We start from the raw sequence: 26,225 nt of genomic DNA on the forward strand, positions 1-26,225 counted from the left end.
CAAAAGAGCAGAAATGGGAACACTCGACGAACGGATCACAGGAGCCCTCGTCGGAGCCGCCGTCGGCGACGCGCTCGGCGGCCCCGTCGAGGGCTACACCCCCGAACAGATCGCCGAACGGCACGGCGGTCGCGTGCACGGCGTCGTCGGCCCCTGGAACGGCGACGCCTGGCGCACCGCCCGCCCCATCGCCCCGTACCACAAGGGCGACGGACACGTCACCGACGACACCCTGATGACCCACGCGCTGATCCGCGTGTACACCACGGTCCGCGACCACCTCGACGCCTACGCCGTCGCCGGGCATCTGGTCCCCGACCTGATGACGGCCCCCCGCTGGATCCCGGAACTGGAAGCGGAGGCGCTCCCGCTCCAGCGGATCTTCCTCGCCGAGAAGTGGCTGGTCGCCCGGCTCCACTACGGCCATGTGGACCCCCGGGAGGCGGGCGCGGGCAACATCGTCAACTGCGGCGCCGCGATGTACATGGCACCGGTCGGACTGGTGAACGCGGCCAACCCGGCGGGCGCGTACACCGAGGCGCTGGACGTCGCGGGCGCGCACCAGTCCTCCTACGGAAGGGAGGCGGCCGGCGTGCTGGCGGCGGGGGTGGCCGCGGCCTGCGCGCCGGGGGCGACCCCGGACTCGGTCGTCACGGCCTGCCTGGCCCTGGCGAAGGACGGCACCCGGGACGCGATCGACGCGGTCTGCGAAGTCGCCGCCCGCCATTCGGACTTCGAATCGGCGCTGCGCCCGCTGCGGGAGGCGGTGGCCCCCTACGACACGGTGGGACCGGACTACCGCACCCCGTCGCTCGGCGCCCGCCGCCCCTCCCGGCTGCACTCCATCGAGGAACTCCCCGTCGCGCTCGGCATGCTGCTGGTCTCCGGCGGCGACTTCCGGCACGCGGTCCTCGGCTCGGTGAACTACGGCCGAGACTGCGACTCCATCGCCACGATGGCCGGGGCCCTCGCCGGCGCGCTCGGCTCCGAGGTCCCGCGCGACTGGGCCAAGACGGTCGAGGAATCGAGCCGCCTCGACCTGCACGCCCCGGCGACGGCGCTCGCGGAGGTGACCCGCGAGATCTTCGACCGGGACGTACACCGCCGGCGCGCGCACGAGGCGGCGTACGCCGCGCTTGCGGGGATCCCGTGCTCCGACTGACCTGGGTCCAGCCCGAGGACCTGCTCGGGCACGAACTCCACCAAGCCGCCCAGGACGGCCGCGAGGCCGATCCGATCGCGGCACGCTGGCACGCGGCCGGCGGCCCGCGGGCCCCTCTCCGGGCCGGCGCCTCCGCCACTCCCGCCTCACCGTACCTGCGGGCCCTCGCGACGGATCTGCTGGACGAACTCGCCGACCTGCCGAGCGAGTTGGCGGACCAAGAGCCGACGGAACTGGCCTCCGTCATGACCCGCTGCCCGGACTGGCCCGCGCGGCGGCCCGACCCTACGGACGTCGGCGACGGCGACCGCACACCCACCGCCGGGACCGAGGTCCCGGGCGTCTCCCCGGCCGTCGCCGTGCCCCGCCTGGAGGCCGCCTGGCTGGGCCGGGCCGCGGGCTGCCTGCTGGGCAAACCCGTCGAGAAACTCCCCCTCCACGGCATCCGCGCACTGGCGAAGGCCACCGGGAACTGGCCCCTCCACACCTGGTTCACGGCCCGCGGCCTGCCCACGGAGCTGGCCGACGCGTACCCCTGGAACAGGCGCTCCGCGTCCACCTCGCTCGCCGAGAACATCGACGGCATGCCCGAGGACGACGACCTCAACTACCCCCTCCTCAACCTCCTGTTGCTCCAGCGTCACGGCCGGAGGTTCACCACCGCGGACGTGGCCCGCCTCTGGCTGGACGAACTCCCCGCCGGCCGCACCTTCACCGCGGAACGCGTCGCCTACCGCAACCTCCTCGCCGGCGTCGAGCCCCCGCGCACGGCCCACCACCGCAACCCCTTCCGCGAATGGATCGGCGCCCTCATCCGCGCGGACGTCCATGGCTGGACGAACCCCGGCGACCCGGCCGCCGCCGCGGCACAGGCCCACCGCGACGCCGCCCTCACCCACACCGCGAACGGCGTGTACGCCGCCATGTTCACCGCCGCCACCATCGCCGAGGCCGCCACCGGCCGCAGCGACATCCACGCCTGCCTGCGCACCGGCCTGACCGTCGTACCCCCCGCCTCCCGGCTGGCGAAAGCGGTCCACCACGCCGTCCGGCTCGCCCACTCGACCGTCGACTTCGAGAAGGTCGTCGACGTCCTGCACACCACCTACGGCGACTACCACTGGGTGCACGCCCTCCCCAACACCGCCCTGATCGCGGCCGCCCTCACCCACGCGGACGGCGACTTCAGCGGATCCGTCTGCCGGGCGGTGTCCGGCGGCTGGGACACCGACTCCAACGGCGCCACGGCGGGCAGCGTCGCGGGCCTGCTCGCCGGCGCCCCCGCCGCCCTGCCGGAGCGCTGGACCACCCCGCTCAAGAACCGCCTGGCCACCTCCCTCGCCGACTTCAACGGCATCGGCTTCGACACCCTCGCCCAGCTCACGCACCGGGAGACCCGTCACCCATGACCCTTATCGCCGTGCTCGGCAGCACGAACATGGACCTCGTCACGTACGTCGCCAAGGCCCCGCAGCGCGGAGAGACCGTGACGGGACGGGAGTTCCGTACGATCCCCGGCGGCAAGGGCGCCAACCAGGCGGTCGCCGCGGCCCACGCGGGCGCCGACGTCACCTTGATCGGCGCGGTCGGCGTCGACTCCTTCGGCCCCCAGCTCCGCTCCGCCCTGGAGCACTCCGGTGTGGACACCGACCACCTGCGCACCACCGAGGGCCCCTCCGGCACCGCGCACATCGTGGTGGACGACGAGGGCGGCAACGCGATCGTCGTCATCCCCGGCGCCAACGGCACCGTCGACCACCTCGCCCCCGGTGACGAGGGCCTCATCACCACCGCCGACGCGCTCCTGCTCCAGCTGGAGATCCCGCTCGCCGCCGTCGTCGCGGGCGCCGAGGCGGCCCGCCGCCACGGCGTCCGCACCCTCCTGACCCCGTCCCCCGCACAGCCCCTGCCGTCCCAGCTCCTCGCCTCCATCGACCTGCTGGTGCCCAACGAGTACGAGGCCGCCGCGCTGACCGGCACCCCCGACCCCCGCGAGGCGGCCACCGCGCTGCTCGACCTGGTGCCGGAGGTCGTCGTCACCCTGGGTGCCGCGGGCAGCCTGTACGCGGCCCGGGGCGCCGCCCCCCTGACGGTCCCCGCGCCCCGCGTCAGCGCCGTGGACTCGACCGGCGCGGGCGACACCTTCGTCGGCACCCTCGCGGTCGCGCTCGCGGAGGGCCGGCCGATGCCCGAGGCCCTCGCCTGGGCGTCGGCCGCCGCCGCGCTGTCGGTCCAGCGGATCGGGGCCACGTCCTCGATGCCGTACCGCTCCGAGATCGACGCCGAGGCCTCGTCGCACGCACACCACGCGCAGTCCACGTCATGAGCGCGCGTCCCGGGCCCGGCCCGCTCACCGGCCTGCGCGTCCTCGACCTCGCCACCCTCTTCGCCGGACCGCTCGCCGCCACCCTGCTCGGCGACTTCGGCGCCGAGGTCGTCAAGGTCGAGCACCCGGCCAAGCCCGACCCGTCCCGGGGCCACGGCCCGTCGAAGGACGGCATCGGCCTGTGGTGGAAACTCCTCGGCCGCAACAAGCGCACGATCACCCTCGACCTGTCGAAACCCGGTGGCCGCGCCACGCTGCTGCGGCTCGCCGCGGAGGCCGACGTGATCATCGAGAACTTCCGTCCCGGCACCCTGGAGAAATGGGACCTGGGCTGGGAGGAACTGTCGGCCGCCAACCCCCGGCTCGTACTCGCCCGCGTCACCGCCTTCGGCCAGTTCGGCCCCTACGCGCGTCGCCCCGGCTTCGGCACGCTCGCGGAGGCCATGAGCGGCTTCGCGGCGATCACCGGCGAACCGGACACGCCCCCGGTCCTGCCCCCTTTCGGCCTGGCCGACTCGATCGCGGGCCTGACGACGGCGTACGCCGTGATGACGGCCCTGCGCGCCCGCGAGACCTCGGGCCTCGGCCAGGTGGTCGACATGGCGATCATCGAACCGATCCTCACCGTGCTGGGCCCGCAACCGCTCTGGTACGACCAGCTCGGCCATGTCCAGCCCCGCACCGGCAACCGCTCCGCGAACAACGCGCCCCGCAACACCTACCGCACGGCGGACGGTTCGTGGGTCGCCGTCTCGACGTCCGCGCAGTCGATCGCCGAACGGGTGATGCGGCTGGTCGGACGCCCGGACCTGATCGACGAACCGTGGTTCGCGACCGGGGCGGACCGGGCGCTCCACGCGGACGTCCTCGACGAGGCGGTGGGCGCCTGGATCGCCCACCGCGACCGCGCGGAGGTGCTGGAGGCCTTCGAGAAGGCGGAGGCCGCGGTGGCCCCGATCCAGGACGTCACCGATGTCATGGAGGACGCCCAGTACGAGGCGCTGGACACGATCACCACCGTCGCCGACCCGGAACTCGGTCCCCTGCGCATGCAGAACGTCCTGTTCCGGCTCTCCTCCACGCCCGGGTCGATCCGCTGGGCGGGCCGCCCGCACGGCGCCGACACGGACGCGGTCCTCACCGAGCTCGGACTGTCCGGCACCGAGATCACGGCCCTCAGATCGGAAGGCGCCCTGTGACGAACCCGGCCTTCCCGCTCACCTGGCTGTACGCCCCCGGAGACCGCCCGGACGTGGTCGTCAAGGCCCTCGCCTCGGGCGCGGACATCGTCCTGATCGACCTGGAGGACGCGGTCGCGCCGGACCGCAAGGAGTACGCCCGCGACGCGACCGCGGAACTGCTCTCGGCCGCTCCCCCGGTCCCGGTCCACGTCCGGGTGAACACGCTGGACGGCACCCTGGCCGAGGCCGACCTGAAGACGCTCTCCCCGCTCCCTGGCCTGTCCGGCCTGCGGCTGCCCAAGGTGGCCTCGCCCACGGACGTCGTCCACGTCGCGGAGCACGCCGTGTCCGCCGAGGGCAGCGGGATCCCGCTGTACGCCCTGCTGGAAACGGCCCTCGGCGTCGAACACGCTTTCGCCATCGCCTCGGCCCACCCGGCCGTGCGCGGCATCGGGCTCGGCGAGGCGGATCTCCGGGCCGACCTGGGCGTACGTGAGGACGCGGGCCTGGACTGGTCCCGTGCCCGGATCGTGCTCGCCGCCCGAGCCGCCGGACTCCCACCCCCCGTGCAGTCCATCCACCCCGACATCCGGGACCTGGAGGGGCTTGCGGCCTCCTGCGCCCACGGGCGCACCCTCGGTTTCCTCGGCCGCGCGGCCATCCACCCGCGCCAGCTCCCGGTGATCGAACGCGCCTACCTTCCGACCCCGGCCGAGGTGGAGAGCGCCGAAGCCGTCGTCGAGGCCGCCGGCATCGAGCCGGGGGCCCAGGCCCTGCCCGACGGCCGTTTCGTGGACGCGGCGGTCGTGGCCTGCGCCCGCCGCACCCTGGCACTGGCCCGGCGCGACGCCCTGACGGCATGACGGAGGGGGCGCCGCGTCGTCGGACGCGGCGCCCCCTCCTTGTATCCGGTCGTCAGCCCTTCTTGGCCGACTCCGCCTCGCTCTTCACGGCACCCGCGGAATCCGCGGACACCTCGGCCCCGGCGTCGGCCGCGACCCCGGACGTCGCACCCGCACCGGGCTCCGCGTCCGTGTCGCCGACAGCCTTGCCGGCGGACTTCCCGTCGGTCTCGTCGGTCTCGTCGGTCTTCTCGCCGCCGGACGCCCCGGCCTTCTCGCCCGACTTGCCGGCGGCCTTCTCGTCGACGCCGTTCTTCCCGCCCGACTCGCCGTCGGTCTTCTTCTCAGCCTTCGTCTTCTCAGCCTTCGTCCCGGCCTTCTCGCCCGGCTTCTCGCCGGACTTCTTGTCCAGGCCGACCGAAGCCCCGGACCCGGCCTCACCGTCTCCCTCGTCCTCGCCGGAGGCGTCCGCACCCGGCTCGACGATCTCCTCACGACCGGGCCGCAGCCGCGCCGACACCACGATGTAGGTCACCGCGAGCACGAAGACCACCATCGCGGTCCAGTCGTTGAGACGCAGGCCCAGGAAGTGGTGGGCGTCGTCGACGCGCATGTACTCGATCCAGCCGCGGCCGACGCAGTACGCGGCGACGTACAGCGCGAACGCCCGTCCGTGGCCCAGGGTGAAGCGACGGTCCGCCCAGATGACCAGGAAGCCGACACCGACGCACCACAGCGACTCGTACAGGAAGGTCGGGTGGTAGTACCCCGGCACCCGCCCGTCCGTGGCGGAGGTGATGTGCAGCGCCCAGGGCACGTCCGTGGCCTTGCCGTACAGCTCCTGGTTGAACCAGTTGCCCCAGCGTCCGATGGCCTGCGCGAAGACGATGCCGGGCGCGAGCGCGTCGGCCCAGGCGGGCAGCGGGATGCCGCGCCGGCGGCAGCCGATCCACGCGCCCACCGCACCGAGCGCGATCGCGCCCCAGATGCCGAGGCCGCCCTGCCACACCTTGAAGGCGTCCACCCAGTCGCGGCCCTCGCTGAAGTACAGCTCGTAGTCCGTGATCACGTGGTAGAGACGGCCGCCGACGAGACCGAACGGCACGGCCCACACCGCGATGTCGGCCACCGTGCCGGCCCGCCCTCCCCGGGCGATCCAGCGCTTGTTGCCGAGCCAGACGGCTACGAAGACGCCGATGATGATGCAGAACGCGTAGCCGCGCAGCGGAATGGGGCCGAGGTGCAGCACACCGTGCGACGGGCTGGGAATGTAGGCAATTTCCATGGCAGGGTCGACGCTACCGTGCCGGACGGGACCCGCGGCGGGTGCCCCGGCAACGGGTCCATAACGGGCAGCGCCCCCGGACCCTTCGCAGGCCGGGGGCGCCGCTGGTCGGGGGCGTCGCGGGTCGGGGGTCAGCGCTTGTTCTCGGCCTGCACCAGCTGCTTGAGCTTCGCGGGGGTCATGGACTGGTCCGCGTAGATGTTCTTGCCGCCCAGCAGCACGGTCGGGGTGCCGCTGAAGCTGCCGCTCTGGAAGGCCGCGTTCGACTTCGTCACCCAGCTGTCGTGCCTGCCGTCGTTGACGCACGCCCGAAAGCCCGGGGTGTCGAGACCGTCGACCTTGCCCGCCAGGTCGATGAGCTTGCCGTTGTCCGCGAACGTGTCGTCGGTCTCCTTGGGCTGGTTCGCGTACAGCACGTCGTGGTACGCGGCGAACTTGCCCGCGTCCTGGGCGCAGGCCGCCGCGTTGGCCGCGTGCCGGGAGCCGCTGCCTCCCGTGTTCCCGTCGATCAGCGTGACCAGGTGGTATTCGACCTTCAGCTGACCGGCGTCCACCAGCTGGTGGATCGTCGGGCGGTACACCGTCTCGAAGGACTGGCAGGCCGGGCAGCGGAAGTCCTCCCAGACCGTGAGGGTCGACTTGGCGCCGTCCTTGCCGACGGGGATCGCGAGACCGTCCTTGCCGGTCGCCCCCGAGGGCGCCACGGCCGGTCCCGCCGCGGTGTTCTTCTTGTCCTTGCCCGCGCCGGCGGCCAGCACGCCCACCACCGCGGCGAGGGCGAGAACGCACACCACCGACGCGCCCACGATCAGCGCCCGGCGGCGTTTCTCCGCGCCCTTCTGCTTCTGTCGCTCGACCGCCAGCCGCTCACGGGCGGTGCTCTTTCCCTCACGGTTCTTCTCGCTCACATCCGGCAGAACGAACCGGGGAGGCGCAGCGCGCCTCCCCGGTCCCAGGTCCACCCGTTCGAGTGAGCGGATTGTCCCTCTACGTGCCTGAACGGCTGCCCGTCACGTGCCTGGACCGCTGTCCCGCGTCACGTGTACGGACCGCTGCCGTCACAGCGTTCCGCGTACGCCCTTCGCCAGGTCGCCCGCGAGCGCCCGTACGGCCTCCAGGCCCGCCGTCTCGTCCGGCGCGTCCAGCATCCGCTTCACGAAGGCCGAGCCGACGATGACTCCGTCGGCGAAGCCGGCCACCTCGGAGGCCTGGGCGGCGTTGGAGACACCGAGTCCGACACAGACCGGCAGACCGGTGGTGGCCTTGGTGCGCCGCACCAGGTCCTGGGCCTGGGCCCCCACCGACTCCCGGGTACCGGTGACGCCCATCAGCGAGGCCGCGTAGACGAAACCGGAGCCCGCCGCGGTGATCTCGGCGAGCCGGGCGTCCTTGCTGCTGGGCGCGACGACGAAGACGGTCGCGAGCCCGTGCTTCTCGGCGTGCTCCCGCCACAGCGCCGACTCCTGCACGGGCAGGTCGGGCAGGATGCAGCCCGCGCCGCCCGCCTCCGCCAGTTCGGCGGTGAAGCGCTCGACGCCGTAGCGGTCGATCGGATTCCAGTACGTCATCACGAGCACGGGCTTGCCGGTGGCCTCAAAGGCCTCCCGGACGGTCCGCATGACGTCGGCGATCTTGACTCCGCCGCGCAGGGCGATGTCGTCGGCGGTCTGGATGACGGGACCGTCGAGGACCGGGTCGCTGTGCGGCAGACCGACCTCGACGACGTCGGCACCGCCCTCGAAGACGGCCTTGACCGCCGCGATGCCGCCGTCGACGGTCGGGAAGCCGGCCGGCAGGTACGCGATGAGGGCGGACCGCCCCTCGGCCCTGGCGCCGGCGAGGGTGTCGCTCAACAGCCGGATGTTGCCGCTCACTTCGCGTCCCCCTCGATCTCGGCGTTCTCGTTGTCCGCGTCCGCGGGGACGGCCGCGTCGGCGCCCTCGTCGTACAGGCCGAAGTAGCGGGCTGCCGTGTCCATGTCCTTGTCGCCGCGGCCGGACAGGTTGATGATGATCAGCCCGCCCTCGCCCAGTTCCCTTCCGACCTCCAGGGCCCCGGCGAGCGCGTGGGCGCTCTCGATCGCCGGGATGATGCCCTCGGTGCGGGAGAGCAGGCGCAGTGCCTGCATGGCCGCGTCGTCGGTGACCGCGCGGTACTCGCCGCGGCCGCTGTCCTTGAGGTAGGCGTGCTCGGGGCCGATGCCCGGGTAGTCCAGACCGGCCGAGATGGAGTAGGGCTCGGTGATCTGTCCCTCCTCGTCCTGGAGGACGTAGGACCGCGAGCCGTGCAGGATGCCGGGCTCGCCGGCGGTCAGGGTCGCGGCGTGCTCACCGGTCTCGATGCCGTGGCCCGCGGGCTCGCAGCCGATGAGACGCACACCGGCGTCCGGGATGAAGGCGTGGAAGAGCCCGATGGCGTTGGAGCCGCCGCCGACGCACGCGATGGCGGCGTCCGGAAGTCGGCCGGCGCGCTCCAGGATCTGCCGCCGGGCCTCGACCCCGATCACCCGGTGGAAGTCGCGGACCATGGCCGGGAAGGGGTGCGGACCCGCGACGGTGCCGAAGAGGTAGTGGGTGTGGTCGACGTTGGCGACCCAGTCCCGGAACGCCTCGTTGATGGCGTCCTTGAGGGTGCGGCTGCCCGACTTCACGGCGATGACCTCGGCGCCGAGCATCCGCATACGGGCGACGTTGAGGGCCTGCCGCCGGGTGTCGATCTCACCCATGTAGATGGTGCACTCGAGGCCGAACAGGGCACAGGCGGTGGCCGTGGCCACCCCGTGCTGCCCCGCCCCGGTCTCGGCGATGACCCGCGTCTTGCCCATCCGCCTGGTGAGAAGGGCCTGGCCGAGAACGTTGTTGATCTTGTGGGAGCCGGTGTGGTTGAGGTCCTCGCGCTTGAGGAACACCCGGGCGCCACCGGCGTGTTCGGCGAACCGTGACACCTCGGTCAGTGCGCTCGGGCGCCCCGTGTAGTGGACGAGGAGATCGTCGAGTTCACGCGCGAACTCGGGATCCGCCTTCGCCTTGTCGTACTCGACGGCGACCTCGTCCACGGCGGCGACCAGCGCCTCCGGGATGAACTTGCCGCCGAACGCGCCGAAGTACCCCTCGGCGCTGGGAACCTGACCCTCGGGGTCGGGAATGAAGAACTCGCTGGGCATGCGGTTACCTCGCAGGGGCGAAAGCCCCGGTTGAAGGTCGGACATGGGATCACATCAGCCATGTACGCACGCACACACACCGTGTCACCGCCAGGCCCGCCGGACCTGGGACCGGCACGGTCGGCGAACCGTCGGGACCGGCCGGCGGATCTCCCCGCTTCGGCCACGAAGGGCCCTGGGGGGAACCCGGTGGAAACCCCGAGGTGGTGTACCCCGGGGTGACTCACGGGTGCCAGGACGCTCCCTGAGCGGTCCTCACGGGTGCCGGGACGGTCACGGCCGCCTACGGGAACGGGCGGGCCGGAGCCGTCACCACCCGAGGGCGGTCGACCGCCGCCGGACGGACCGGCGGCCTGGACCCGCTCAGCCCGTCTGCGGGACGGAGCCGGTCGGGGACGACGCGAGTGCGCGTGCGCCGAGGCGCCATCGCATGCCGTTGACCTGGCCCGGTTCGTCGCCGATGACATAGCGGACCCGGCGTCCGTGGACACGGCGGGCCGGCGCCCGGCAGCCGCGCGGACGGCAGCCACGGGCGAGTCGGGCGTACGGGTCCCGGGCCGCCGAGGCGGGCGGGAGCGTCACGGCGGACCGCGCGCAGAGCCGGTCCGCGTTCACGTCGTGGGCCGGGCCGGGAGCGGCCGACCGCACGCGCGCCGGACCGCCGTCCGGGCGCGGGCCCGGACGGGGAACGGCGAGGGCGTGGGTCGGGGTGGCCATCGGTCCGTCAGTTCCGTCCGTGCCGCAGCGCGGGGTGGGCCCCGGCGGCGACGAGGTCGGAGACCGCCGTCCTCGGGTCGCGCCCGGTGACGAGGGACTCGCCCACCAGGACCGCGTCGGCGCCCGCGTTGGCGTACGCGATGAGGTCGTGCGGCCCGCGGACGCCGGACTCGGCGACCTTGACGACGCCGGCCGGGATCTCGGGGGCGACCCGCTCGAAGGTGGAGCGGTCCACCTTGAGGGTCTTCAGATTGCGCGCGTTGACGCCGATGACCTTCGCGCCGGCGTCCACCGCCCGCTCGGCCTCGTCCTCGTCGTGCACCTCGACGAGCGGCGTGAGCCCGATGGACTCGGCACGCTCGATGAGGGACTCCAGGGCCGACTGGTCGAGGGCGGCCACGATCAGCAGAGCGAGGTCGGCGCCGTACGCACGGGCCTCCCAGAGCTGGTACGACGTGACGATGAAGTCCTTGCGCAGCACGGGGATGTCGACCTTGGCGCGGACGGCCTCCAGGTCGGCCAGCGAGCCGCCGAAGCGGCGCTGCTCGGTCAGGACCGAGATGACGGACGCGCCGCCCGCCTCGTAGTCCCCGGCCAGTCCGGCCGGGTCGGCGATCGCGGCGAGGGCGCCCTTGGACGGGCTGGAGCGCTTGACTTCGCAGATGACCTTGACGCCGTCACCCCGCAGGGCTGCCACGCCGTCCTTGGCCGCAGGAGCCTTCGCCGCGCGCTCCTTGAGCTCGTCGAGGCTGACGCGCGCCTGCCGCTCCGCGAGGTCGGCACGGACTCCGTCGATGATCTCGTCGAGCACACTCACGCGAGCGGCCCCCTTCCCTGACGGTGAACGGTTGAAGCGGTTGAGCCTGTCGACCCGGCACCGCCGTCCCGGCGGTCCCTATGGGTCACTCCGATGGTATCCGGAGGAGGAGCCATGCCTCACATCCGGTTGACGCCGGTCCCACTACCTGGACATTTGTCATTTGATCAAGGGTGCAGCCAGCCACCGAAGGGCAGGTTCCGGACAACCGTGAAAATCAGCGCCAAGGCGCCGACGCTCCACAGCTGCACGGGTCCCAGGTCGGTCCGCGGTGGCAGGCCGCGTGCCGAACGGACCACCCAGACGGTCCACACCGCCGCGAAGGCCATATAGCCCACGACGGCGAGCGCGTTGTCCGTGAGCGCCGTGGCGAGGTCCCCGTGCACGAAGGCGTGCGCACTGCGCAGACCGCCGCAGCCGGGGCAGTACACGCCCGTGAAGCGCAGCAGCGGGCAGACGGGGTAGTGCCCCGGCTGGTTGGGGTCCACGGCCCCGACGTACGCGAAGGCGGCCACGACGGCCCCGAGCACGCCGACCGGGACGCCGAGGCGCCGCAGTACGAGCGGGACGCGCGTGCGCGGTGCCCTCTGGGTTTCGGCGTTCACGTCACGCATTCTGCCCCTCTCGCGTGCGGGGCGCGCGTCACGGACACGCGAGAGGCGGTCCCGGCACCGGGACCGCCTCTGGAGAAGTTGCTCGGGTCAGCTCTCGGCGCCGACGGCCTCACGGACGGGCGGGGTGGAAGCGGACGCGGTGCTGGCCTTCGGCTGGCCCAGACCCGCCGCCCGCATCGCCATGCCGACGACACCGCCGAGCAGAACGATGACCATGCCGGCCCAGAAGCCCAGCGGGTCGGCCATCACCATGAAGGCACCGGAGACGCAGAAACCGATGAAGGCGATGATGACACCGGTCCAGGCGGCCGGGGTGTGACCGTGGCTGCTGCCCGCCATGTCTTGCTCCTCGTTGCTGTGTGCGTGTGTGAGTCGGACGCTCACAGTCCATTGTCCCGTACTCGGACGTCCATCGTGAGCGCGGGGGTCGCTCGTCACACGTCTGATGCGTCACGTCGTGACCGAGTCCGGGGCCCAGGGCCCGCTGAAGGCCCTGGGGGAGAGCCCGAAGGGCCTGGGGCCTAGGTCCCGGCCGGATCCGGCCCCGTGGGGTCCTCGCCGCGGTCGAGGGCCTTCCAGAGGTCCTCGGGCCGGTCGGGTTCGACAGGTCTGGCCTTGCGCGGCCGGGGTGTCCCGTCCCGCTCGTAGCGCCCCGACATCGCGGGCCACAGCCGTCCGTAGCGCAGGGCGAGCAGCCCGGCGATGAGGATGAGGGCACCGCCCGCCGCGGCGACGTAAGGCCAGGCGGTGTGGCTGAGGGCGTCCGCGGTGGCGGCGGTGTCGCCGGACGCGGCCGCGGCCTTCTCGTCGAGCGCGGAGTCGTCGCCGGCGCCGAGCACGGCCGCGACGACCGCGCCCGCTCCGGAGAGCGCGAGCAGCGCCGAGACCAGCAGGCGTCCGGAGCGGCGGACGGCGAAGACGGCGACGAGCGCGGCGAGGCCCACCACGGCGAGCGCCGCGGGCACTCCCGTGACGTCGCTGCCCCTGGCGGTCAGCGGGAAGGCGCCGCCGGCGACCGTCGCCGTGCCCTGCGACCAGGTCTGCCGGGTGGCGAGCAGGGCCACTGCCGCGCCGAGGGCGCCGCAGAGCAGGGCGATGCCAAGGCTGCGGCGGCCGGCCCGGGCGGGGCCGGCGGCTTCGGATCGGGGGGGAGGTACGGCAGTCACGTACCCCACTATCGCCTGAACCCCGGGCGAACCGTCACCCGGGGTTCACGTGAGCCTTGTCCTACTGGCCGAGCCGGTTGGCCGTGTGCACCGCGCGCAGGACGGCGGCCGCCTTGTTGCGGCACTCGTCGTCCTCGGCGACGGGGTCCGAGTCCGCGACGATTCCGGCGCCCGCCTGCACGTACGCGGTGCCGTCGCGCAGCAGGGCCGTACGGATGGCGATGGCCGTGTCGGAGTCGCCCGCGAAGTCGAGGTAGCCGACGCAACCGCCGTACACCCCGCGCCGGGAGGGCTCCAGTTCGTCGATGATCTGCATCGCGCGTGGCTTGGGGGCGCCGGAGAGGGTGCCCGCGGGGAAGCAGGCGGTGAGGACGTCGAAGGCCGTGCGGCCCGCCGCGACCCGGCCGGTGACGGTGGAGACGATGTGCATGACGTGCGAGTACCGCTCGATGGACATGAAGTCGACGACCTCAACCGAGCCGGGCTCGCAGACCCGTCCGAGGTCGTTGCGTCCGAGGTCGACGAGCATCAGGTGCTCGGCGCGCTCCTTGGGGTCGGCGATCAGCTCGTCGGCGAGGGCCTGGTCCTCCTGGACGGTGGCGCCGCGCGGCCGGGTGCCCGCGATGGGGTGCACCATCGCCTGCCCGTCCTCGACCTTCACGAGGGCCTCCGGGGACGACCCGACGACGTCGAACCCGTCGAAGCGGAAGAGGTACATGTACGGGGACGGATTCGTCGCCCGCAGCACCCGGTACACGTCCAGCGCGCTGGCCGTGCACGGTGTCTCGAAGCGCTGGGACGGCACGACCTGGAAGGCCTCGCCCGCCCTGATGCGTTCCTTGACGTCCTCGACGGCACGCTGGAAGTCGGGGCCGCCCCACAGCGCGGTGTACTCGGGCAGCTCGGAGGGCGGCAGCGCGGCGGGGGGCTGCGAGACGGCGCGCGAGAGGTCGGCCTCCATGGCGTCGAGGCGCGCGATCGCGTCGGCGTAGGCCTCGTCGACACCGGTGTCGAGGTCGTTGTGGTTGATCGCGTTGGCGATCAGCTGGACCGAGCCGTCCCAGTGGTCCATGACCGCGAGGTCGCTGGTGAGCAGCATGGTCAGCTCGGGGAGCTTCAGGTCGTCGCGCTCGCCGGGGCCGATCTTCTCCAGGCGGCGGACGATGTCGTAGCCCAGATAGCCGACCATGCCGCCGGTGAACGGGGGCAGGCCCTCGCCGCGCGGGGTGTGGAGCGCCTCGATGGTGGCGCGCAGGGCGGCGAGCGGATCGCCCTCGACGGGGACACCGACGGGCGGGGTGCCCTGCCAGTGGGCCTGCCCGTCGCGCTCCGTGAGGGTGGCGTGGCTGCGGACGCCCACGAAGGAGTAGCGGGACCAGGCGAAGGAGGCGCGGCCGTTCTCCGCGGACTCCAGGAGGAAGGTGCCGGGACGCTCCGCGGCCAGCTTGCGGTACAGCGCGACCGGCGTGTCGCCGTCCGCGAGGAGCTTGCGGCTGACGGGGATGACACGGCGGTCGGTGGCCAGCTTGCGGAAGGTCTCGAGGTCCATGGCGGATGACCTTACTGACCTGGTGACGTCGCGTCGGTGACGGCGTCCTTGAGCAGTACGTCGGCGTCGAAGCAGGTGCGCTCCCCGGTGTGGCAGGCGGCGCCGACCTGGTCGACCCGGACGAGGAGGGTGTCGGCGTCGCAGTCGAGCGCCACGGACTTCACCCACTGGAAGTGGCCGGAGGTGTCGCCCTTCACCCAGTACTCCCCGCGGCTGCGCGACCAGTACGTGCAGCGGCCCGTGGTGAGCGTGCGGTGCAGTGCCTCGTCATCCATCCAGCCGAGCATCAGCACCTCACCGGTGTCGTACTGCTGGGCGATGGCGGGGACGAGTCCGTCGGCGCCGCGCTTGAGGCGCGCGGCGATCTCGGGGTCGAGGCTGCTGGGCCCGCTGGGCGGGGGCGTGCTGGTCATGGAGACCATTGTGCCGCGCCGGTGGGACGCGTCCGGCGGTTGTCCACAGGCCGGACCTCGTGTCCCCCCGGTGTCCCCAGGACGCCTCCCTCCACTGGGCGGAGTGCCGGGGCGGTCGTAGGCTTACCGGCATGTCGACCCATGCCAAGCGTGAACGACTTCTGCTCGCCGACCTGTTGGAGACCGCGGGTCCGAACGCCCCCACCCTGTGCGAGGGCTGGAACACCCGTGACCTCGCCGCGCACGTGGTGGTGCGCGAGCGCCGTGCCGACGCCGCGGGCGGGCTGCTGATCAAGCAGCTCGCGCCGCGCCTGGAGCGGGTGCAGGCGGAGTTCGCGGAGAAGCCGTACGAGGAGCTGATCCAGCTGATCCGTACGGGGCCGCCGCGGCTCTCGCCCTTCTCACTGAAGCAGATCGACGAGGCGTCGAACACGGTGGAGTTCTACGTCCACACCGAGGACGTACGGCGGGCGCGGCCCGACTGGACGCCGCGCGAGCTGGACCCGGTCTTCCAGGACGCCCTGTGGTCCCGGCTGGAGCGCACGGCGCGGCTGGCCGGCCGGGGCGCCCCGACCGGACTGGTGCTGCGCCGCCCGGACGGGCAGACGGCGGTCGCGCACAAGGGCACGCCGGTCGTGACCGTGACCGGTGAACCCTCGGAGCTGCTGATGTTCGCGTTCGGGCGGCAGAAGGCGGCGGACGTGGAGCTGGCCGGCGACGAGGACGCGATCGCGAAGCTGCACGACACGAAGCAGCTCGGGATCTGACCGCGGGGCAGGCTCCGGGGCGTCAGGCCCCGGGCGGCCCCCTCCCGCCCTGTCACCGCCCGGCCCCCACCGCCCGGCCGCCGAGGCCCGGCGGCGGCTGATCGCGGCATCGGGTTCGGCGGGGTCGGCGGGGTCGGCGGATTCAGTGGGGTCGGCGGGTTCAGCGGACGGGATGCCCCGCCCCTCGCAGCGTCTCCTTCACCTCGCCGATCCGCAGATCCCCGAAGTGGAAGACGGACGCGGCGAGCACCGCGTCGGCGCCCGCGCCGACGGCGGGCGGGAAGTCGGCGAGCCGGCCCGCGCCACCGCTGGCGATCAGCGGCACGGTGATGTGCTTGCGGACGGCCTCGATCATCTCGATGTCGTAGCCGTCCTTCGTGCCGTCCGCGTCCATCGAGTTGAGCAGGATCTCGCCCGCGCCCAGCTCGGCGGCCCGGTGGGCCCACTCGACGGCGTCGATGCCGGTGCCCTTGCGGCCCCCGTGGGTGGTGACCTCGAAGGAACCGCTCTCCGTGCGCCGGGCGTCCACCGACAGCACGAGGACCTGACGGCCGAAACGCTCGGCGATCTCACGGATGAGGTCGGGCCGGGCGATCGCGGCCGTGTTGACCCCGACCTTGTCCGCGCCCGCCCGCAGCAGCTTGTCCACGTCCTCGGCGGTGCGCACCCCGCCGCCCACGGTCAGCGGGATGAAGACCTGCTCGGCCGTGCGCCGCACCACGTCGTACGTGGTCTCGCGGTTGCCGGAGGACGCGGTGATGTCCAGGAACGTCAGTTCGTCGGCGCCCTCGGCGTCGTACACCTTGGCCATCTCGACCGGGTCGCCCGCGTCGCGCAGGTTCTGGAAGTTGACGCCCTTGACGACCCGGCCGTTGTCCACGTCCAGGCAGGGGATCACTCGTACGGCCAGGGTCATGACTGCGTCGCCTCCCGGTACGCCTCCACCTCGACCTCGACGACCAGCCGCGGGTCCACGAGGCCGGAGACGATGATCATGGATGCGGCGGGGCGGACGGAGTCGAAGAGCTCCTTGTGGGCGCGTCCGACCTCTTCCACGTCCCGGGCATGGGTGAGGTGCATACGGGTCCGTACGACGTCGTCGCGGCCGAGTCCGAGCTCTTTCAGCGCGGCGAGCGCGACACCGAAGGAGGTGATCGCCTGCTCGTAGGGGCCGCCGTCGACGATCGAGCCGTCGATCACGGAGGTGCAGCCGGAGACCAGCACCAGACCGTTGGGAAGTTCCACGGCGCGGGAGTACCCGAAGGTGTCCTCCCAGGGCGCGCCGCCCGTGACGCGTCGGACGCCGCTCACCGGGCCACCGCCTCCAGGGCCTCTTCCAGCGTGAACGCCTCCGCGTACAGGGCCTTCCCGACGATCGAGCCCTCGACGCCGAGGGGCACGAGCGCGGCGATGGCGCGCAGGTCGTCCAGGGAGGAGACCCCGCCGGAGGCGACCACGGGGCGGTCCGTCGCGGCGCAGACGTTCCTGAGCAGTTCCAGGTTCGGGCCCTGCAGCGTGCCGTCCTTGGCGATGTCCGTGACTACGTAGCGCGCGCAGCCCTCGGAGTCGAGGCGCTCCAGCGTCTCGTAGAGGTCGCCGCCGTCGCGGGTCCAGCCCCGTCCGCGCAGTGTCGTGCCGCGTACGTCGAGGCCGACCGCGATCCTGTCGCCGTGCTCGGTGATGACCTTGGCGACCCATTCGGGGGTCTCCAGGGCGGCGGTGCCGAGGTTGACGCGGGTGCAGCCGGTGGCGAGGGCGGCGGCGAGCGTGTCGTCGTCGCGGATGCCGCCGGACAGCTCGACCTTGATGTCCATGGCGCCGGCGACCTCGGCGATCAGCTTGCGGTTGTCACCGGTCCCGAAGGCGGCGTCCAGGTCGACCAGGTGCAGCCACTCGGCGCCCGAACGCTGCCAGGCGAGGGCGGCCTCCAGGGGGGAGCCGTAAGAAGTTTCCGTCCCCGACTCGCCGTGCACGAGCCGGACGGCCTGGCCGTCGCGGACGTCGACGGCGGGGAGGAGTTCGAGCTTGCTCACAGTGTTCCGATCCAGTTGGTGAGGAGCTGGGCTCCGGCGTCGCCGGACTTCTCGGGGTGGAACTGGGTGGCCCACAGCGCGCCGTTCTCGACGGCCGCCACGAAGGGCTCGCCGTGTGTCGCCCAGGTGACCAGGGGCGCGCGGATCGCCGGGTTCGTGACGTCCAGGGACCAGTCGTGGACGGCGTACGAGTGGACGAAGTAGAAGCGCGCGTCGGCGCCGAGCCCCGCGAAGAGCCGCGAGTCCGCCGGTGCCTCGACCGTGTTCCAGCCCATGTGGGGCACGATGTCGGCCTGCAGCGGCTCGACCGAGCCCGGCCACTCGTCCAGGCCCTCGGTCTCCACGCCGTGCTCGATGCCCCGGGCGAAGAGGATCTGCATGCCGACGCAGATGCCCATCACCGGGCGCCCGCCTGCCAGACGGCGGCCGATGATCCAGTCACCGCGGGCGTCCCTGAGGCCCTTCATGCAGGCGGCGAAGGCGCCGACGCCCGGCACCAGCAGCCCGTCCGCGTTCATGGCCGTGTCGTAGTCACGGGTGATCTCGACGTCGGCGCCGGCGCGGGCGAGGGCGCGCTCGGCGGAGCGCACGTTCCCGAAGCCGTAGTCGAAGACGACGACCTTCCTGGAGCCGCTCAATTCCACACCGCCAGCCTCATGACCCCCGCGACCAGGCACATCGCGGCGCCGATGGAGAGCAGCACGATGAGGCTCCTGGGCATCTCCTGCTTGACGAAGGAGTAGATGCCGCCGAGGAGGAAGAGTCCGACGACGATCAGGATGCTCGACAGGCCGGTCACAGTGTCTTTCCGTTCGCTTCTGCGCCCGCGTGGCAGGGCGCGGCGGGCGTCGTCGTGTGCGGCGCGGTGGCCGCTCGGGCCGCGCTCACAGCGCGCCCTTCGTGGAGGGGAGGATGCCCGCGGCGCGCGGGTCGCGCTCGGAGGCGTAGCGCAGCGCCCGGGCCAGGGCCTTGAACTGGCACTCCACGATGTGGTGCGCGTTGCGCCCGTAGGGCACGTGCACGTGCAGCGCGATCTGGGCCTGGGCGACGAAGGACTCCAGGATGTGCCGGGTCATCGTCGTGTCGTACTCACCGATCATCGGCGCCATGTTCTCGGGCTCGGTGTGCACGAGGTAGGGGCGGCCGGAGAGGTCGACGGTCACCTGGGCGAGCGACTCGTCCAGCGGGACCGTGCAGTTGCCGAAGCGGTAGATGCCCACCTTGTCGCCGAGCGCCTGCTTGAAGGCGGCGCCCAGGGCGAGCGCGGTGTCCTCGATGGTGTGGTGCGAGTCGATGTGCAGGTCGCCCTCGGTCTTCACGGTCAGGTCGAACAGACCGTGCCGCCCGAGCTGGTCGAGCATGTGGTCGTAGAAGCCGACGCCCGTCGACACCTCTACCTGGCCGGACCCGTCGAGGTCGATCTCGACGAGGACCGACGTCTCCTTGGTCGTCCGCTCCACTCTTCCGACGCGGCTCATGCGCTCTGCTCCTTCTTCAACTCACGGACCGCGTCCAGGAACGCGTCGTTTTCGGCCGGGGTGCCCGCGGAGACCCGCAGCCGGCCCGGTACGCCGTTGTCCCGGACCAGGACGCCCCGGTCGAGGATCTTCTGCCACGCTTCGTGGGAGTCCGTGAATCGCCCGAACTGCACGAAGTTGGCGTCCGACTCGGTCACCTCGTACCCGATCGCGCGCAGTTCGGTGACCAGCCGGTCCCGCTCGCCCTTCAGGCGCTCCACGTAGGCCAGCAGGGTGTCGGTGTGCTCCAGGGCGGCCAGGGCCGTGGCCTGGGTGACGGCCGACAGGTGGTACGGCAGCCGTACGAGCTGCACGGCGTCGACGACCGCCGGGTGCGCGGCGAGATAGCCCAGGCGCAGCCCGGCCGCGCCGAACGCCTTCGACATCGTGCGGGAGACGACGAGATTCGGCCGTCCTTCGAGCAGCGGCAGCAGCGAGTCGCCGTGGCTGAACTCGACGTAGGCCTCGTCCACGATCACCATCGACGGCCTGGCCGCCTGTGCGGCCTCGTACAGCGCGACGACCGTCTCGCGCGGCAGCGCGTTGCCGGTGGGGTTGTTGGGGGTGGTGAGGAAGACGACGTCGGGGCGGTGCTCTGCGACGGCCCGCTCGGCGGCGGCGGGGTCGATGGTGAAGTCCTCGTCGCGCGGGCCGGCGATCCAGCCGGTGCCGGTGCCGCGCGCGATCAGCGCGTGCATCGAGTACGAGGGCTCGAAGCCGATCGCCGTACGGCCGGGTCCGCCGAAGGTCTGCAGCAGCTGCTGGATGACCTCGTTCGAGCCGTTGGCCGCCCAGACGTTCTCGACGCCGACCCGGTGTCCGCCGGTCCTCGTCAGGTACCTGGCCAGCTCGGTGCGCAGCTGCACGGCGTCCCGGTCGGGGTAGCGGTTGAGGTCGCGGGCGGCCTCACGCACCCGCTCGGCGATCCGCTCGACGAGGGGTTCGGGCAGCGGGTAGGGGTTCTCGTTGGTGTTCAGCCGTACGGCGACGTCGAGCTGGGGCGCGCCGTAGGGGGACTTGCCGCGCAGCTCGTCCCGTACGGGGAGATCGTCGATGCCGGTCACTTGCCCTCGGGTACCTTCCATCCGAACCTGGCCTTGATCGCCGCGCCGTGCGCGGGCAGGTCCTCCGCCTCCGCGAGCGTCACCACGTGGTGCGCCACGTCGGCGAGCGCGTCCCGCGTGTAGTCGACGATGTGGATGCCGCGCAGGAAGGACTGGACGGACAGGCCCGAGGAGTGGCAGGCGCAGCCGCCGGTGGGCAGCACGTGGTTGGAGCCCGCCGCGTAGTCGCCGAGCGAGACGGGGGCCCAGGGGCCGACGAAGATCGCTCCGGCGTTCCTGACCCGGTCGGCGACCGCCGCCGCGTCGGCCGTCTGGATCTCCAGGTGCTCGGCGCCGTAGGCGTCGACGACCCGCAGGCCTTCGTCGACGCCGTCGACGAGGACGATCGCGGACTGCCGGCCGTTCAGGGCCGGGACGATCCGGTCCTCGATGTGCTTGCTGGCCGCGACCTGCGGTTCGAGTTCCTTCTCCACGGCGTCCGCGAGGGCCGGCGAGTCGGTGACCAGGACGGCCGCGGCCAGGGGGTCGTGCTCGGCCTGGCTGATCAGGTCGGCGGCGACGTGCGCCGGGTCGGCGGTCTCGTCGGCGAGGACGGCGATCTCGGTCGGTCCGGCCTCCGCGTCGATGCCGATCCGGCCGGTGAAGTAGCGCTTGGCGGCGGCGACCCAGATGTTGCCGGGGCCGGTCACCATGTCGACGGACGGGCAGGACTCGGTGCCGTACGCGAACATCGCGACGGCCGTGGCGCCGCCGGCCGCGTACACCTCGTCGACACCGAGGAGGGCGCAGGCCGCGAGAATCGTCGGGTGCGGCAGGCCGCCGAACGCGGACTGGGCCGGGGAGGCGAGCGCGATGGACCCGACGCCGGCTTCCTGCGCCGGGACCACGTTCATGATCACGGACGACGGGTACACGGAGCGGCCACCGGGGGCGTACAGCCCGACGCGGTCGACCGGCACCCACTTCTCGGTGACCGAGCCGCCCTGCACGACCTGGGTGGTGTGCGAGGTGCGGCGCTGCGCGCGGTGGACCATACGGGCCCGGCGGATGGACTCCTCCAGGGCCGCGCGGACGGCCGGGTCGAGCCGCTCCAGGGCGTCCGTGAGGGCCTCGGCCGGGACCCGCACGGCTTCCAGCCGAACGCCGTCGAACTTCTCCGCGTAGTCGATCAGTGCCGCGTCCCCCCGATGATGCACGGCCTCGCAGATCGGACGCACCTTCTCCAGGGCGGCCGATACGTCGAAGTCGGCTCGGGGCAGCAGGTCGCGCAGGGCGGTGCCTTCGGGGAGGGCGTCGCCGCGCAGATCGATTCGGGAGATCACGTAGGCAATTCTCTCAGACCGAGATAAGGCGCCGGTCGCCTGTATCAATGGCTGATACAAGCCACCCGCCCCTCCCCCGGCACATCGCCGTCACCAGTAGCGTTCGGCCTGTCACACAGCGGGCATGAACGGTTGTACGAACCCGCGAGTAGCTGGGGAGGAAGGGAAGCACCGTGACCGAGGGTGCCGGCATCCGCGGCGGGGACCTGCCGGACGAACTGACCGCCGCCGAGGCCGGGATGTGGCAGGCCTTCCGCAACGGCAGCGTGTACGACCTGCGCGACGGGGACATCGCCGTGGACGATCCGCACGGCGGCCACCCCTGGGGGCCCGAGCGCAGTGTGCGGGCGCGGATCGTGGCGTGGCTGCTGCTCGACGGGCCGCCCGCCCTGCAGGGCCGGGTCGCCTCCCTGAAGCTGACCGGCGTGCAGATCTCCGACGTCCTGGACCTCGCGGGCGGCACCGTGGTGCCGTACGTCGAGCTGAAGGGGTGCCGGTTCGAGAAGGAGATCCTGCTGCCGGAGGCCCGCTTCACGACCGTACGCCTCGTCGACTGCTCGGTGCCGCGCCTGGAGGCGGCCCGGGTGCACACGGAGGGCGACCTGCATCTGCCGCGCTGCCGCTTCCACAACGGCGTACGGCTGACCGACGCGCACATCGGCACCGACCTGATGCTCAACCAGGCCGTGGTCTACCGGGACCGGCGCGGCCGCTCGATCACCGGCGACGGCATGACCGTGGGGCAGGACCTGCAGGCGGAGATGCTGGAGTCGCACGGCGAGCTGAGCCTGCGCGGCGCGACCGTCGGCGTCTCGCTCAGCCTGCGCGGCAGCAGCCTGAGCAATCCGTACACCCGGCTCGCCCTGAACGCCCCCCAGCTCACCGTCAACCGCACGCTCTACATGACACCCGCGGCCGTCGGCGCGCCCTGGCTGACGAGCGGCACCACCCCGGCGCGCGGCACCCTGGTGCAGCGGTTCGAGTGCCGGGGCGGGATACGGCTGGACGACGGACGGTTCGGGGACGCGGTCGACTTCGAGCGGGCCCGCTTCATCTTCGACGACGACCAGGAGCTGTCACTGCTGCGGGTGCAGACGCCGGAACTGCGCTTTCTCGGGGAACGGCCCGAGCGGGGCAAGGTCGTGCTGTCCGGGGCGCGGATCGTCAACCTGGTCGACCGCGCGGACAGCTGGCCCCCGCCGGGCAATCTGCACATGGGCGGCTTCAGCTACGAGAACCTCGTGCCCCAGGGCGCGTTCCCGCTGACGCGGCGCCTGGAGTGGGTGGCGGCGGCGACCGCCGAGTACAGCCCGGAGCCGTACGAGCGGCTGGCCACCGTGCTGCGCGACTCCGGCGAGGACGAGGACGCGCGCGAGGTGCTGCTCGCCAAGCAGCGCCGCCGCCGCGAGACGCTGCCGCTCGCGGCCAAGCTGTGGGGGTACGCGCAGGACTGGACGGTCGGCTACGGGTACCGGCCCGGCCGTGCGGCCCTGTGGATGGCGCTGCTCTGGGCGGCGACGTCGATCGCCTTCTCGCACGCGAGCCATCCGCCGGTCGACGACGGCGGACATCCGCCGTGGAACGCGGCGCTGTTCGCCCTGGACCTGCTGCTGCCCGTGGTCGACCTCGGACAGGTGGGCGTCTGGCAGCTGCGCGGCGGCTGGCAGTGGCTGGCCGCCGTGGTGATCCTGCTCGGCTGGATCCTGGCGACGACGGTGGCGGCGGGAGCGACACGGCTGCTGCGACGCAGCTGACGACGGTGGGGCCGGGGGCGCGGCCGCTATTGTTGACCAGGGTTCAATAGCTGAGAAACAGTCATTTTTTGCCTTTTCTTGACTGTTCGGCGTACAACCAATCGACGGTTACGAAAGCGTCACCGCCTCCCTCTGGCACGGCTCCGACCTGCGGCTTTCAATGGTCGACACCATGGCACTGCTGCGCGCGCTCATCCGCACGGCCCGGATGGCCCGGAACTCCTCAGGTCTCGCCGCCGGGCTGCCCGCCGACGACGAGGTGCTGCTGGACGCCCCCGACGACCGGCTCGGGCCGGCCCTGGTCGGCGCGGGCCGCGGCGAGTACGGCATCACGGCCAAGCTGCTCGCCACCACCCGTGAGGCCGCCGAGTGGGAGAACCGCGACCGCTACACGATGCGTCTCGCCGGCTTCGCGCGCAGCCGCGGCGAATGGCTCGACACCTGGCAGAGCGACTCCCCGCACGACCCGGACGCGCTGCTGGTCAAGGCCGAACTCGCGGTGCGCCGCTGGTGGGACTCGCCCGCCCGCGCCGAACTGCTGCGCCAGGTCGGCCCGCTGATCACGGCCGCCGCCGAGGGGGACCCGCACGACCCGGTGCCCTGGCGGATCGCGCTCGACCACGCCAGGGGGACCAACGCCGGGCACACCGAGTTCGAGAAGCTGTGGGGCGAGGCCGTACGCCGCTCCCCGCACCACTACGGATGCCACGTCGCCGCCCTGAAGTACCTCTCGGCCGCCTGGTACGGCTCGCACCGTGAGTGCTTCGACTTCGCCGAGCGGGCCGCCCAGGACGCGCTGCCCGGCTCCCTGGTGCAGGCCCTCCCGGTACGCGCGGCCTTCGCGTTCCTGACCGAGGGCGGCGGGGCCGTGGTGCCGCGCGAGCGGCTCGACGCGGCGGCCGACCTCGCCATCGCGGTCTCGGCGGCCTACGGTCCCGCCGATCCGTGGCCCGCCGAGGTCCGCAACCTGCTCACCTACGTCCTGATCAGGCTGGAGCGCTGGACGGACGCCCTGGAACAGCTCCGTCTGATCGGTCCCTACGCCACGTCGTTCCCCTGGGACCGGGTCTCCGACGACCCCCTGGGCCAGTTCCTGGAACTGCGCGACGGGGTACGTCTGGAGGTCGCGTCCCGCATGCCCGTACATCCACGGAGTGAGCACGGCGGACGCGCTCCCTCCGGCGACCATTAGGCTTGCCCGTCGTGACCACCGTCCGGCTCCCCCTCTTCCCGCTGAACTCGGTACTGTTCCCCGGGCTCGTGCTGCCTCTGAACATCTTCGAGGAGCGCTATCGCGCCATGATGCGCGACCTGCTGAAGACCCCCGAGGATGAACCGCGCCGGTTCGCCGTCGTCGCCATCCGCGACGGCCACGAGGTCGCGGCGAGCGGCCCCGGCATGCCGGACCAGACCGCGGTGCCCGACCGCGGGGCCGCCGCCGGCTTCGGCGACAACCCCTTCCTCGCCTTCCACGAGGTGGGCTGCATCGCGGACGCGGCGACCATCCGGGAACGTGCCGACGGCAGCTTCGAGGTGCTGGCCACCGGAACCACACGGGTACGGCTGCTGTCCGTGGAGGCCTCCGGCGCGTTCCTCACCGCCGAGCTGGAGGAACTGCCGGAGGAACCGGGCGAGGAGGCGGGCGCGCTCGCCGAAGGCGTCCTGCGCGCCTTCCGCCAGTACCAGAAGCGGCTCGCCGGCGCCCGCGAGCGCTCCCTGTCCACCGGCGCCGACCTCCCGGACGAACCGGCCGTGGTCTCCTACCTGGTGGCGGCCGCCGCGATGCTGGACATCCCGGCGAAGCAGAAGCTGCTCCAGGCCTCCGACACGGCCTCCCGCCTCCGCGAGGAGCTGAAACTCCTGCGCGCCGAGACCGCGATCATCCGTAATCTGCCGTCGTTGCCGGCATCGGACCTGACCCGCGGTCCGACGAGCCTGAACTGACACCCCTCGCACATCCGGGAAGGCCGATGGCGAAGAAGCCGAAGAAACAGCAGCAGTCCGGGGGCACCCCCGCGACCGTCGCCCTGACGGCGGCGGGCGTCGCGTACACGGTGCACGCCTACGAGCACGACCCCGCACACCCCTCCTACGGCGAGGAGGCGGCCGAGGCGATGGGCGTCTCCCCCGACCGGGTCTTCAAGACCCTGGTCGCGGACGTGGACGGCGCCCTCGTCGTGGCCGTGGTCCCGGTCGCCGGCTCCCTGGACCTGAAGGCCCTGGCCACGGCGGTGGGCGGCAAACGGGCGGCGATGGCGGACCCGGCGGCCGCCGAACGCACGACGGGCTACGTCCGCGGCGGCATCTCACCCCTCGGCCAGCGCAGGAAACTCCGTACGGTGCTGGACGCGTCCGCCCGGCTGCACGAGACGATCTGTGTCTCGGCGGGGCGCCGCGGCCTGGAGGTGGAGCTCGCCCCCGACGACCTGGCGGCCCTCACGGAGGCCGTACACGCGCCTGTCGCACGGGACTGAACCGGGGGCCCGCCCGTACCTGGGTGCTGCCGCCCCCCACTTCGGCCTGAAAGACACAC

At 72.5% G+C, this 26,225-nt stretch carries 28 protein-coding genes and 1 pseudogene; 10 read left to right on the forward strand and 19 right to left on the reverse strand.

Going from position 1 to position 26,225, the window contains the following annotated elements:
* Positions 1–13 precede the first annotated feature (13 nt).
* From HEP85_RS11215 to HEP85_RS11235, 5 genes are read left to right on the forward strand one after another with little or no spacing between them, the layout of a single operon-like run.
* Positions 14–1,162: an ADP-ribosylglycohydrolase family protein gene (locus tag HEP85_RS11215; RefSeq protein ID WP_248001890.1), complete on the forward strand. Its 1,149-nt coding sequence runs from the start codon at positions 14–16 to the stop codon at positions 1,160–1,162.
* Positions 1,150–2,571: an ADP-ribosylglycohydrolase family protein gene (locus HEP85_RS11220; RefSeq protein ID WP_369657683.1), complete on the forward strand. Its 1,422-nt coding sequence runs from the start codon at positions 1,150–1,152 to the stop codon at positions 2,569–2,571. The genes HEP85_RS11215 and HEP85_RS11220 overlap by 13 nt, the downstream gene beginning before the upstream one ends.
* Entirely contained in the window at positions 2,568–3,488 is a 921-nt protein-coding gene (gene rbsK, locus HEP85_RS11225) for a ribokinase (protein WP_356011457.1), read from the forward strand. The genes HEP85_RS11220 and rbsK overlap by 4 nt, the downstream gene beginning before the upstream one ends.
* Complete coding sequence (locus HEP85_RS11230; protein WP_168527657.1) at positions 3,485–4,687, forward strand: CaiB/BaiF CoA-transferase family protein; 1,203 nt, start codon at positions 3,485–3,487, stop codon at positions 4,685–4,687. Before rbsK ends, HEP85_RS11230 begins: the two co-directional genes overlap by 4 nt.
* The gene (locus HEP85_RS11235) at positions 4,684–5,532 is read left to right on the forward strand and encodes a CoA ester lyase (protein WP_168527658.1); all 849 of its coding nucleotides are present in this window, start codon (positions 4,684–4,686) and stop codon (positions 5,530–5,532) included. The genes HEP85_RS11230 and HEP85_RS11235 overlap by 4 nt, the downstream gene beginning before the upstream one ends.
* Before the next feature lie 445 nt (positions 5,533–5,977).
* On the opposite strand, the pseudogene lgt reads toward HEP85_RS11235, so the two are convergent.
* The 11 genes and pseudogenes from lgt to hisI all read right to left on the reverse strand — a co-directional run.
* A pseudogene (lgt, locus tag HEP85_RS11240) lies at positions 5,978–6,796 on the reverse strand (prolipoprotein diacylglyceryl transferase); the annotation flags it as partial.
* 131 nt (positions 6,797–6,927) lie between these two features.
* On the reverse strand, positions 6,928–7,704 hold the full coding sequence (locus HEP85_RS11245; protein ID WP_168527659.1) for a thioredoxin domain-containing protein: 777 nt from the start codon (positions 7,702–7,704) through the stop codon (positions 6,928–6,930).
* Positions 7,705–7,854: 150 nt separating this feature from the next.
* Entirely contained in the window at positions 7,855–8,670 is an 816-nt protein-coding gene (gene trpA / locus HEP85_RS11250; protein WP_168527660.1) for a tryptophan synthase subunit alpha, read from the reverse strand.
* A complete protein-coding gene (gene trpB, locus HEP85_RS11255) occupies positions 8,667–9,959 on the reverse strand; it encodes a tryptophan synthase subunit beta (protein WP_168527661.1) in 1,293 nt (430 codons plus the stop codon). Before trpB ends, trpA begins: the two co-directional genes overlap by 4 nt.
* Positions 9,960–10,322: 363 nt before the next feature.
* Entirely contained in the window at positions 10,323–10,541 is a 219-nt protein-coding gene (gene trpM / locus HEP85_RS11260) for a tryptophan biosynthesis modulator TrpM (protein ID WP_369658116.1), read from the reverse strand.
* Between the two features lie 142 nt (positions 10,542–10,683).
* On the reverse strand, positions 10,684–11,493 hold the full coding sequence (trpC, locus tag HEP85_RS11265; RefSeq protein WP_168527662.1) for an indole-3-glycerol phosphate synthase TrpC: 810 nt from the start codon (positions 11,491–11,493) through the stop codon (positions 10,684–10,686).
* A 167-nt stretch (positions 11,494–11,660) separates the two neighbouring features.
* Entirely contained in the window at positions 11,661–12,107 is a 447-nt protein-coding gene (locus HEP85_RS11270; RefSeq protein ID WP_168527663.1) for a DUF2752 domain-containing protein, read from the reverse strand.
* Between the two features lie 87 nt (positions 12,108–12,194).
* A complete protein-coding gene (locus HEP85_RS11275; RefSeq protein ID WP_168527664.1) occupies positions 12,195–12,446 on the reverse strand; it encodes an HGxxPAAW family protein in 252 nt (83 codons plus the stop codon).
* Between the two features lie 182 nt (positions 12,447–12,628).
* Positions 12,629–13,282, reverse strand: a complete 654-nt coding sequence (locus tag HEP85_RS11280) for a TIGR02234 family membrane protein (protein WP_369657684.1) — start codon at positions 13,280–13,282, stop codon at positions 12,629–12,631.
* A 52-nt stretch (positions 13,283–13,334) separates the two neighbouring features.
* The gene (locus HEP85_RS11285; RefSeq protein WP_168527665.1) at positions 13,335–14,822 is read right to left on the reverse strand and encodes an anthranilate synthase component I; all 1,488 of its coding nucleotides are present in this window, start codon (positions 14,820–14,822) and stop codon (positions 13,335–13,337) included.
* Between the two features lie 11 nt (positions 14,823–14,833).
* Complete coding sequence (hisI, locus tag HEP85_RS11290) at positions 14,834–15,235, reverse strand: phosphoribosyl-AMP cyclohydrolase (protein ID WP_168527666.1); 402 nt, start codon at positions 15,233–15,235, stop codon at positions 14,834–14,836.
* 131 nt (positions 15,236–15,366) lie between these two features.
* On the opposite strand from hisI, the gene HEP85_RS11295 reads away from it, so the two are divergent.
* Positions 15,367–16,002 carry a TIGR03085 family metal-binding protein gene (locus tag HEP85_RS11295; RefSeq protein WP_329287225.1) on the forward strand — a complete coding sequence of 212 codons (636 nt, stop codon included), beginning with the start codon at positions 15,367–15,369 and terminating at the stop codon, positions 16,000–16,002.
* Positions 16,003–16,162: 160 nt separating this feature from the next.
* On the opposite strand, the gene hisF is transcribed toward HEP85_RS11295, so the two are convergent.
* The 8 genes from hisF to hisD form a co-directional block, all read right to left on the reverse strand.
* Positions 16,163–16,918 carry an imidazole glycerol phosphate synthase subunit HisF gene (gene hisF / locus HEP85_RS11300; protein WP_168527667.1) on the reverse strand — a complete coding sequence of 252 codons (756 nt, stop codon included), beginning with the start codon at positions 16,916–16,918 and terminating at the stop codon, positions 16,163–16,165.
* Positions 16,915–17,313, reverse strand: coding sequence for a RidA family protein (locus HEP85_RS11305; protein WP_168527668.1), 399 nt, complete (start codon positions 17,311–17,313; stop codon positions 16,915–16,917). The genes hisF and HEP85_RS11305 overlap by 4 nt, the downstream gene beginning before the upstream one ends.
* A complete protein-coding gene (gene priA, locus HEP85_RS11310) occupies positions 17,310–18,035 on the reverse strand; it encodes a bifunctional 1-(5-phosphoribosyl)-5-((5-phosphoribosylamino)methylideneamino)imidazole-4-carboxamide isomerase/phosphoribosylanthranilate isomerase PriA (protein WP_168527669.1) in 726 nt (241 codons plus the stop codon). The genes HEP85_RS11305 and priA overlap by 4 nt, the downstream gene beginning before the upstream one ends.
* The gene (gene hisH, locus HEP85_RS11315) at positions 18,032–18,679 is read right to left on the reverse strand and encodes an imidazole glycerol phosphate synthase subunit HisH (protein ID WP_211117913.1); all 648 of its coding nucleotides are present in this window, start codon (positions 18,677–18,679) and stop codon (positions 18,032–18,034) included. The genes priA and hisH overlap by 4 nt, the downstream gene beginning before the upstream one ends.
* Positions 18,670–18,834: a hypothetical protein gene (locus HEP85_RS11320; RefSeq protein ID WP_168527671.1), complete on the reverse strand. Its 165-nt coding sequence runs from the start codon at positions 18,832–18,834 to the stop codon at positions 18,670–18,672. The genes hisH and HEP85_RS11320 overlap by 10 nt, the downstream gene beginning before the upstream one ends.
* An 85-nt stretch (positions 18,835–18,919) precedes the next feature.
* The gene (gene hisB, locus HEP85_RS11325) at positions 18,920–19,513 is read right to left on the reverse strand and encodes an imidazoleglycerol-phosphate dehydratase HisB (RefSeq protein WP_153291100.1); all 594 of its coding nucleotides are present in this window, start codon (positions 19,511–19,513) and stop codon (positions 18,920–18,922) included.
* Entirely contained in the window at positions 19,510–20,616 is a 1,107-nt protein-coding gene (locus HEP85_RS11330; protein WP_248001892.1) for a histidinol-phosphate transaminase, read from the reverse strand. The genes hisB and HEP85_RS11330 overlap by 4 nt, the downstream gene beginning before the upstream one ends.
* Entirely contained in the window at positions 20,613–21,938 is a 1,326-nt protein-coding gene (gene hisD, locus HEP85_RS11335; RefSeq protein ID WP_168527673.1) for a histidinol dehydrogenase, read from the reverse strand. Before hisD ends, HEP85_RS11330 begins: the two co-directional genes overlap by 4 nt.
* A gap of 173 nt (positions 21,939–22,111) precedes the next feature.
* Between hisD and HEP85_RS11340 the strand changes: the two genes are divergently transcribed.
* The 4 genes from HEP85_RS11340 (at position 22,112) to ybaK (ending at position 26,166) form a co-directional block, all read left to right on the forward strand.
* Complete coding sequence (locus HEP85_RS11340) at positions 22,112–23,692, forward strand: oxidoreductase (RefSeq protein WP_168527674.1); 1,581 nt, start codon at positions 22,112–22,114, stop codon at positions 23,690–23,692.
* A gap of 172 nt (positions 23,693–23,864) precedes the next feature.
* Positions 23,865–24,884 carry a hypothetical protein gene (locus tag HEP85_RS11345; RefSeq protein WP_168527675.1) on the forward strand — a complete coding sequence of 340 codons (1,020 nt, stop codon included), beginning with the start codon at positions 23,865–23,867 and terminating at the stop codon, positions 24,882–24,884.
* A gap of 11 nt (positions 24,885–24,895) precedes the next feature.
* Positions 24,896–25,636: an LON peptidase substrate-binding domain-containing protein gene (locus HEP85_RS11350; protein WP_168527676.1), complete on the forward strand. Its 741-nt coding sequence runs from the start codon at positions 24,896–24,898 to the stop codon at positions 25,634–25,636.
* 26 nt (positions 25,637–25,662) lie between these two features.
* Positions 25,663–26,166: a Cys-tRNA(Pro) deacylase gene (ybaK, locus tag HEP85_RS11355; protein WP_168527677.1), complete on the forward strand. Its 504-nt coding sequence runs from the start codon at positions 25,663–25,665 to the stop codon at positions 26,164–26,166.
* The last annotated feature ends 59 nt before the right edge of the window (positions 26,167–26,225 follow it).

It is taken from the genome of Streptomyces sp. RPA4-2, assembly GCF_012273515.2.
Taxonomy (GTDB): Bacteria; Actinomycetota; Actinomycetes; order Streptomycetales; family Streptomycetaceae; genus Streptomyces; species Streptomyces kaempferi.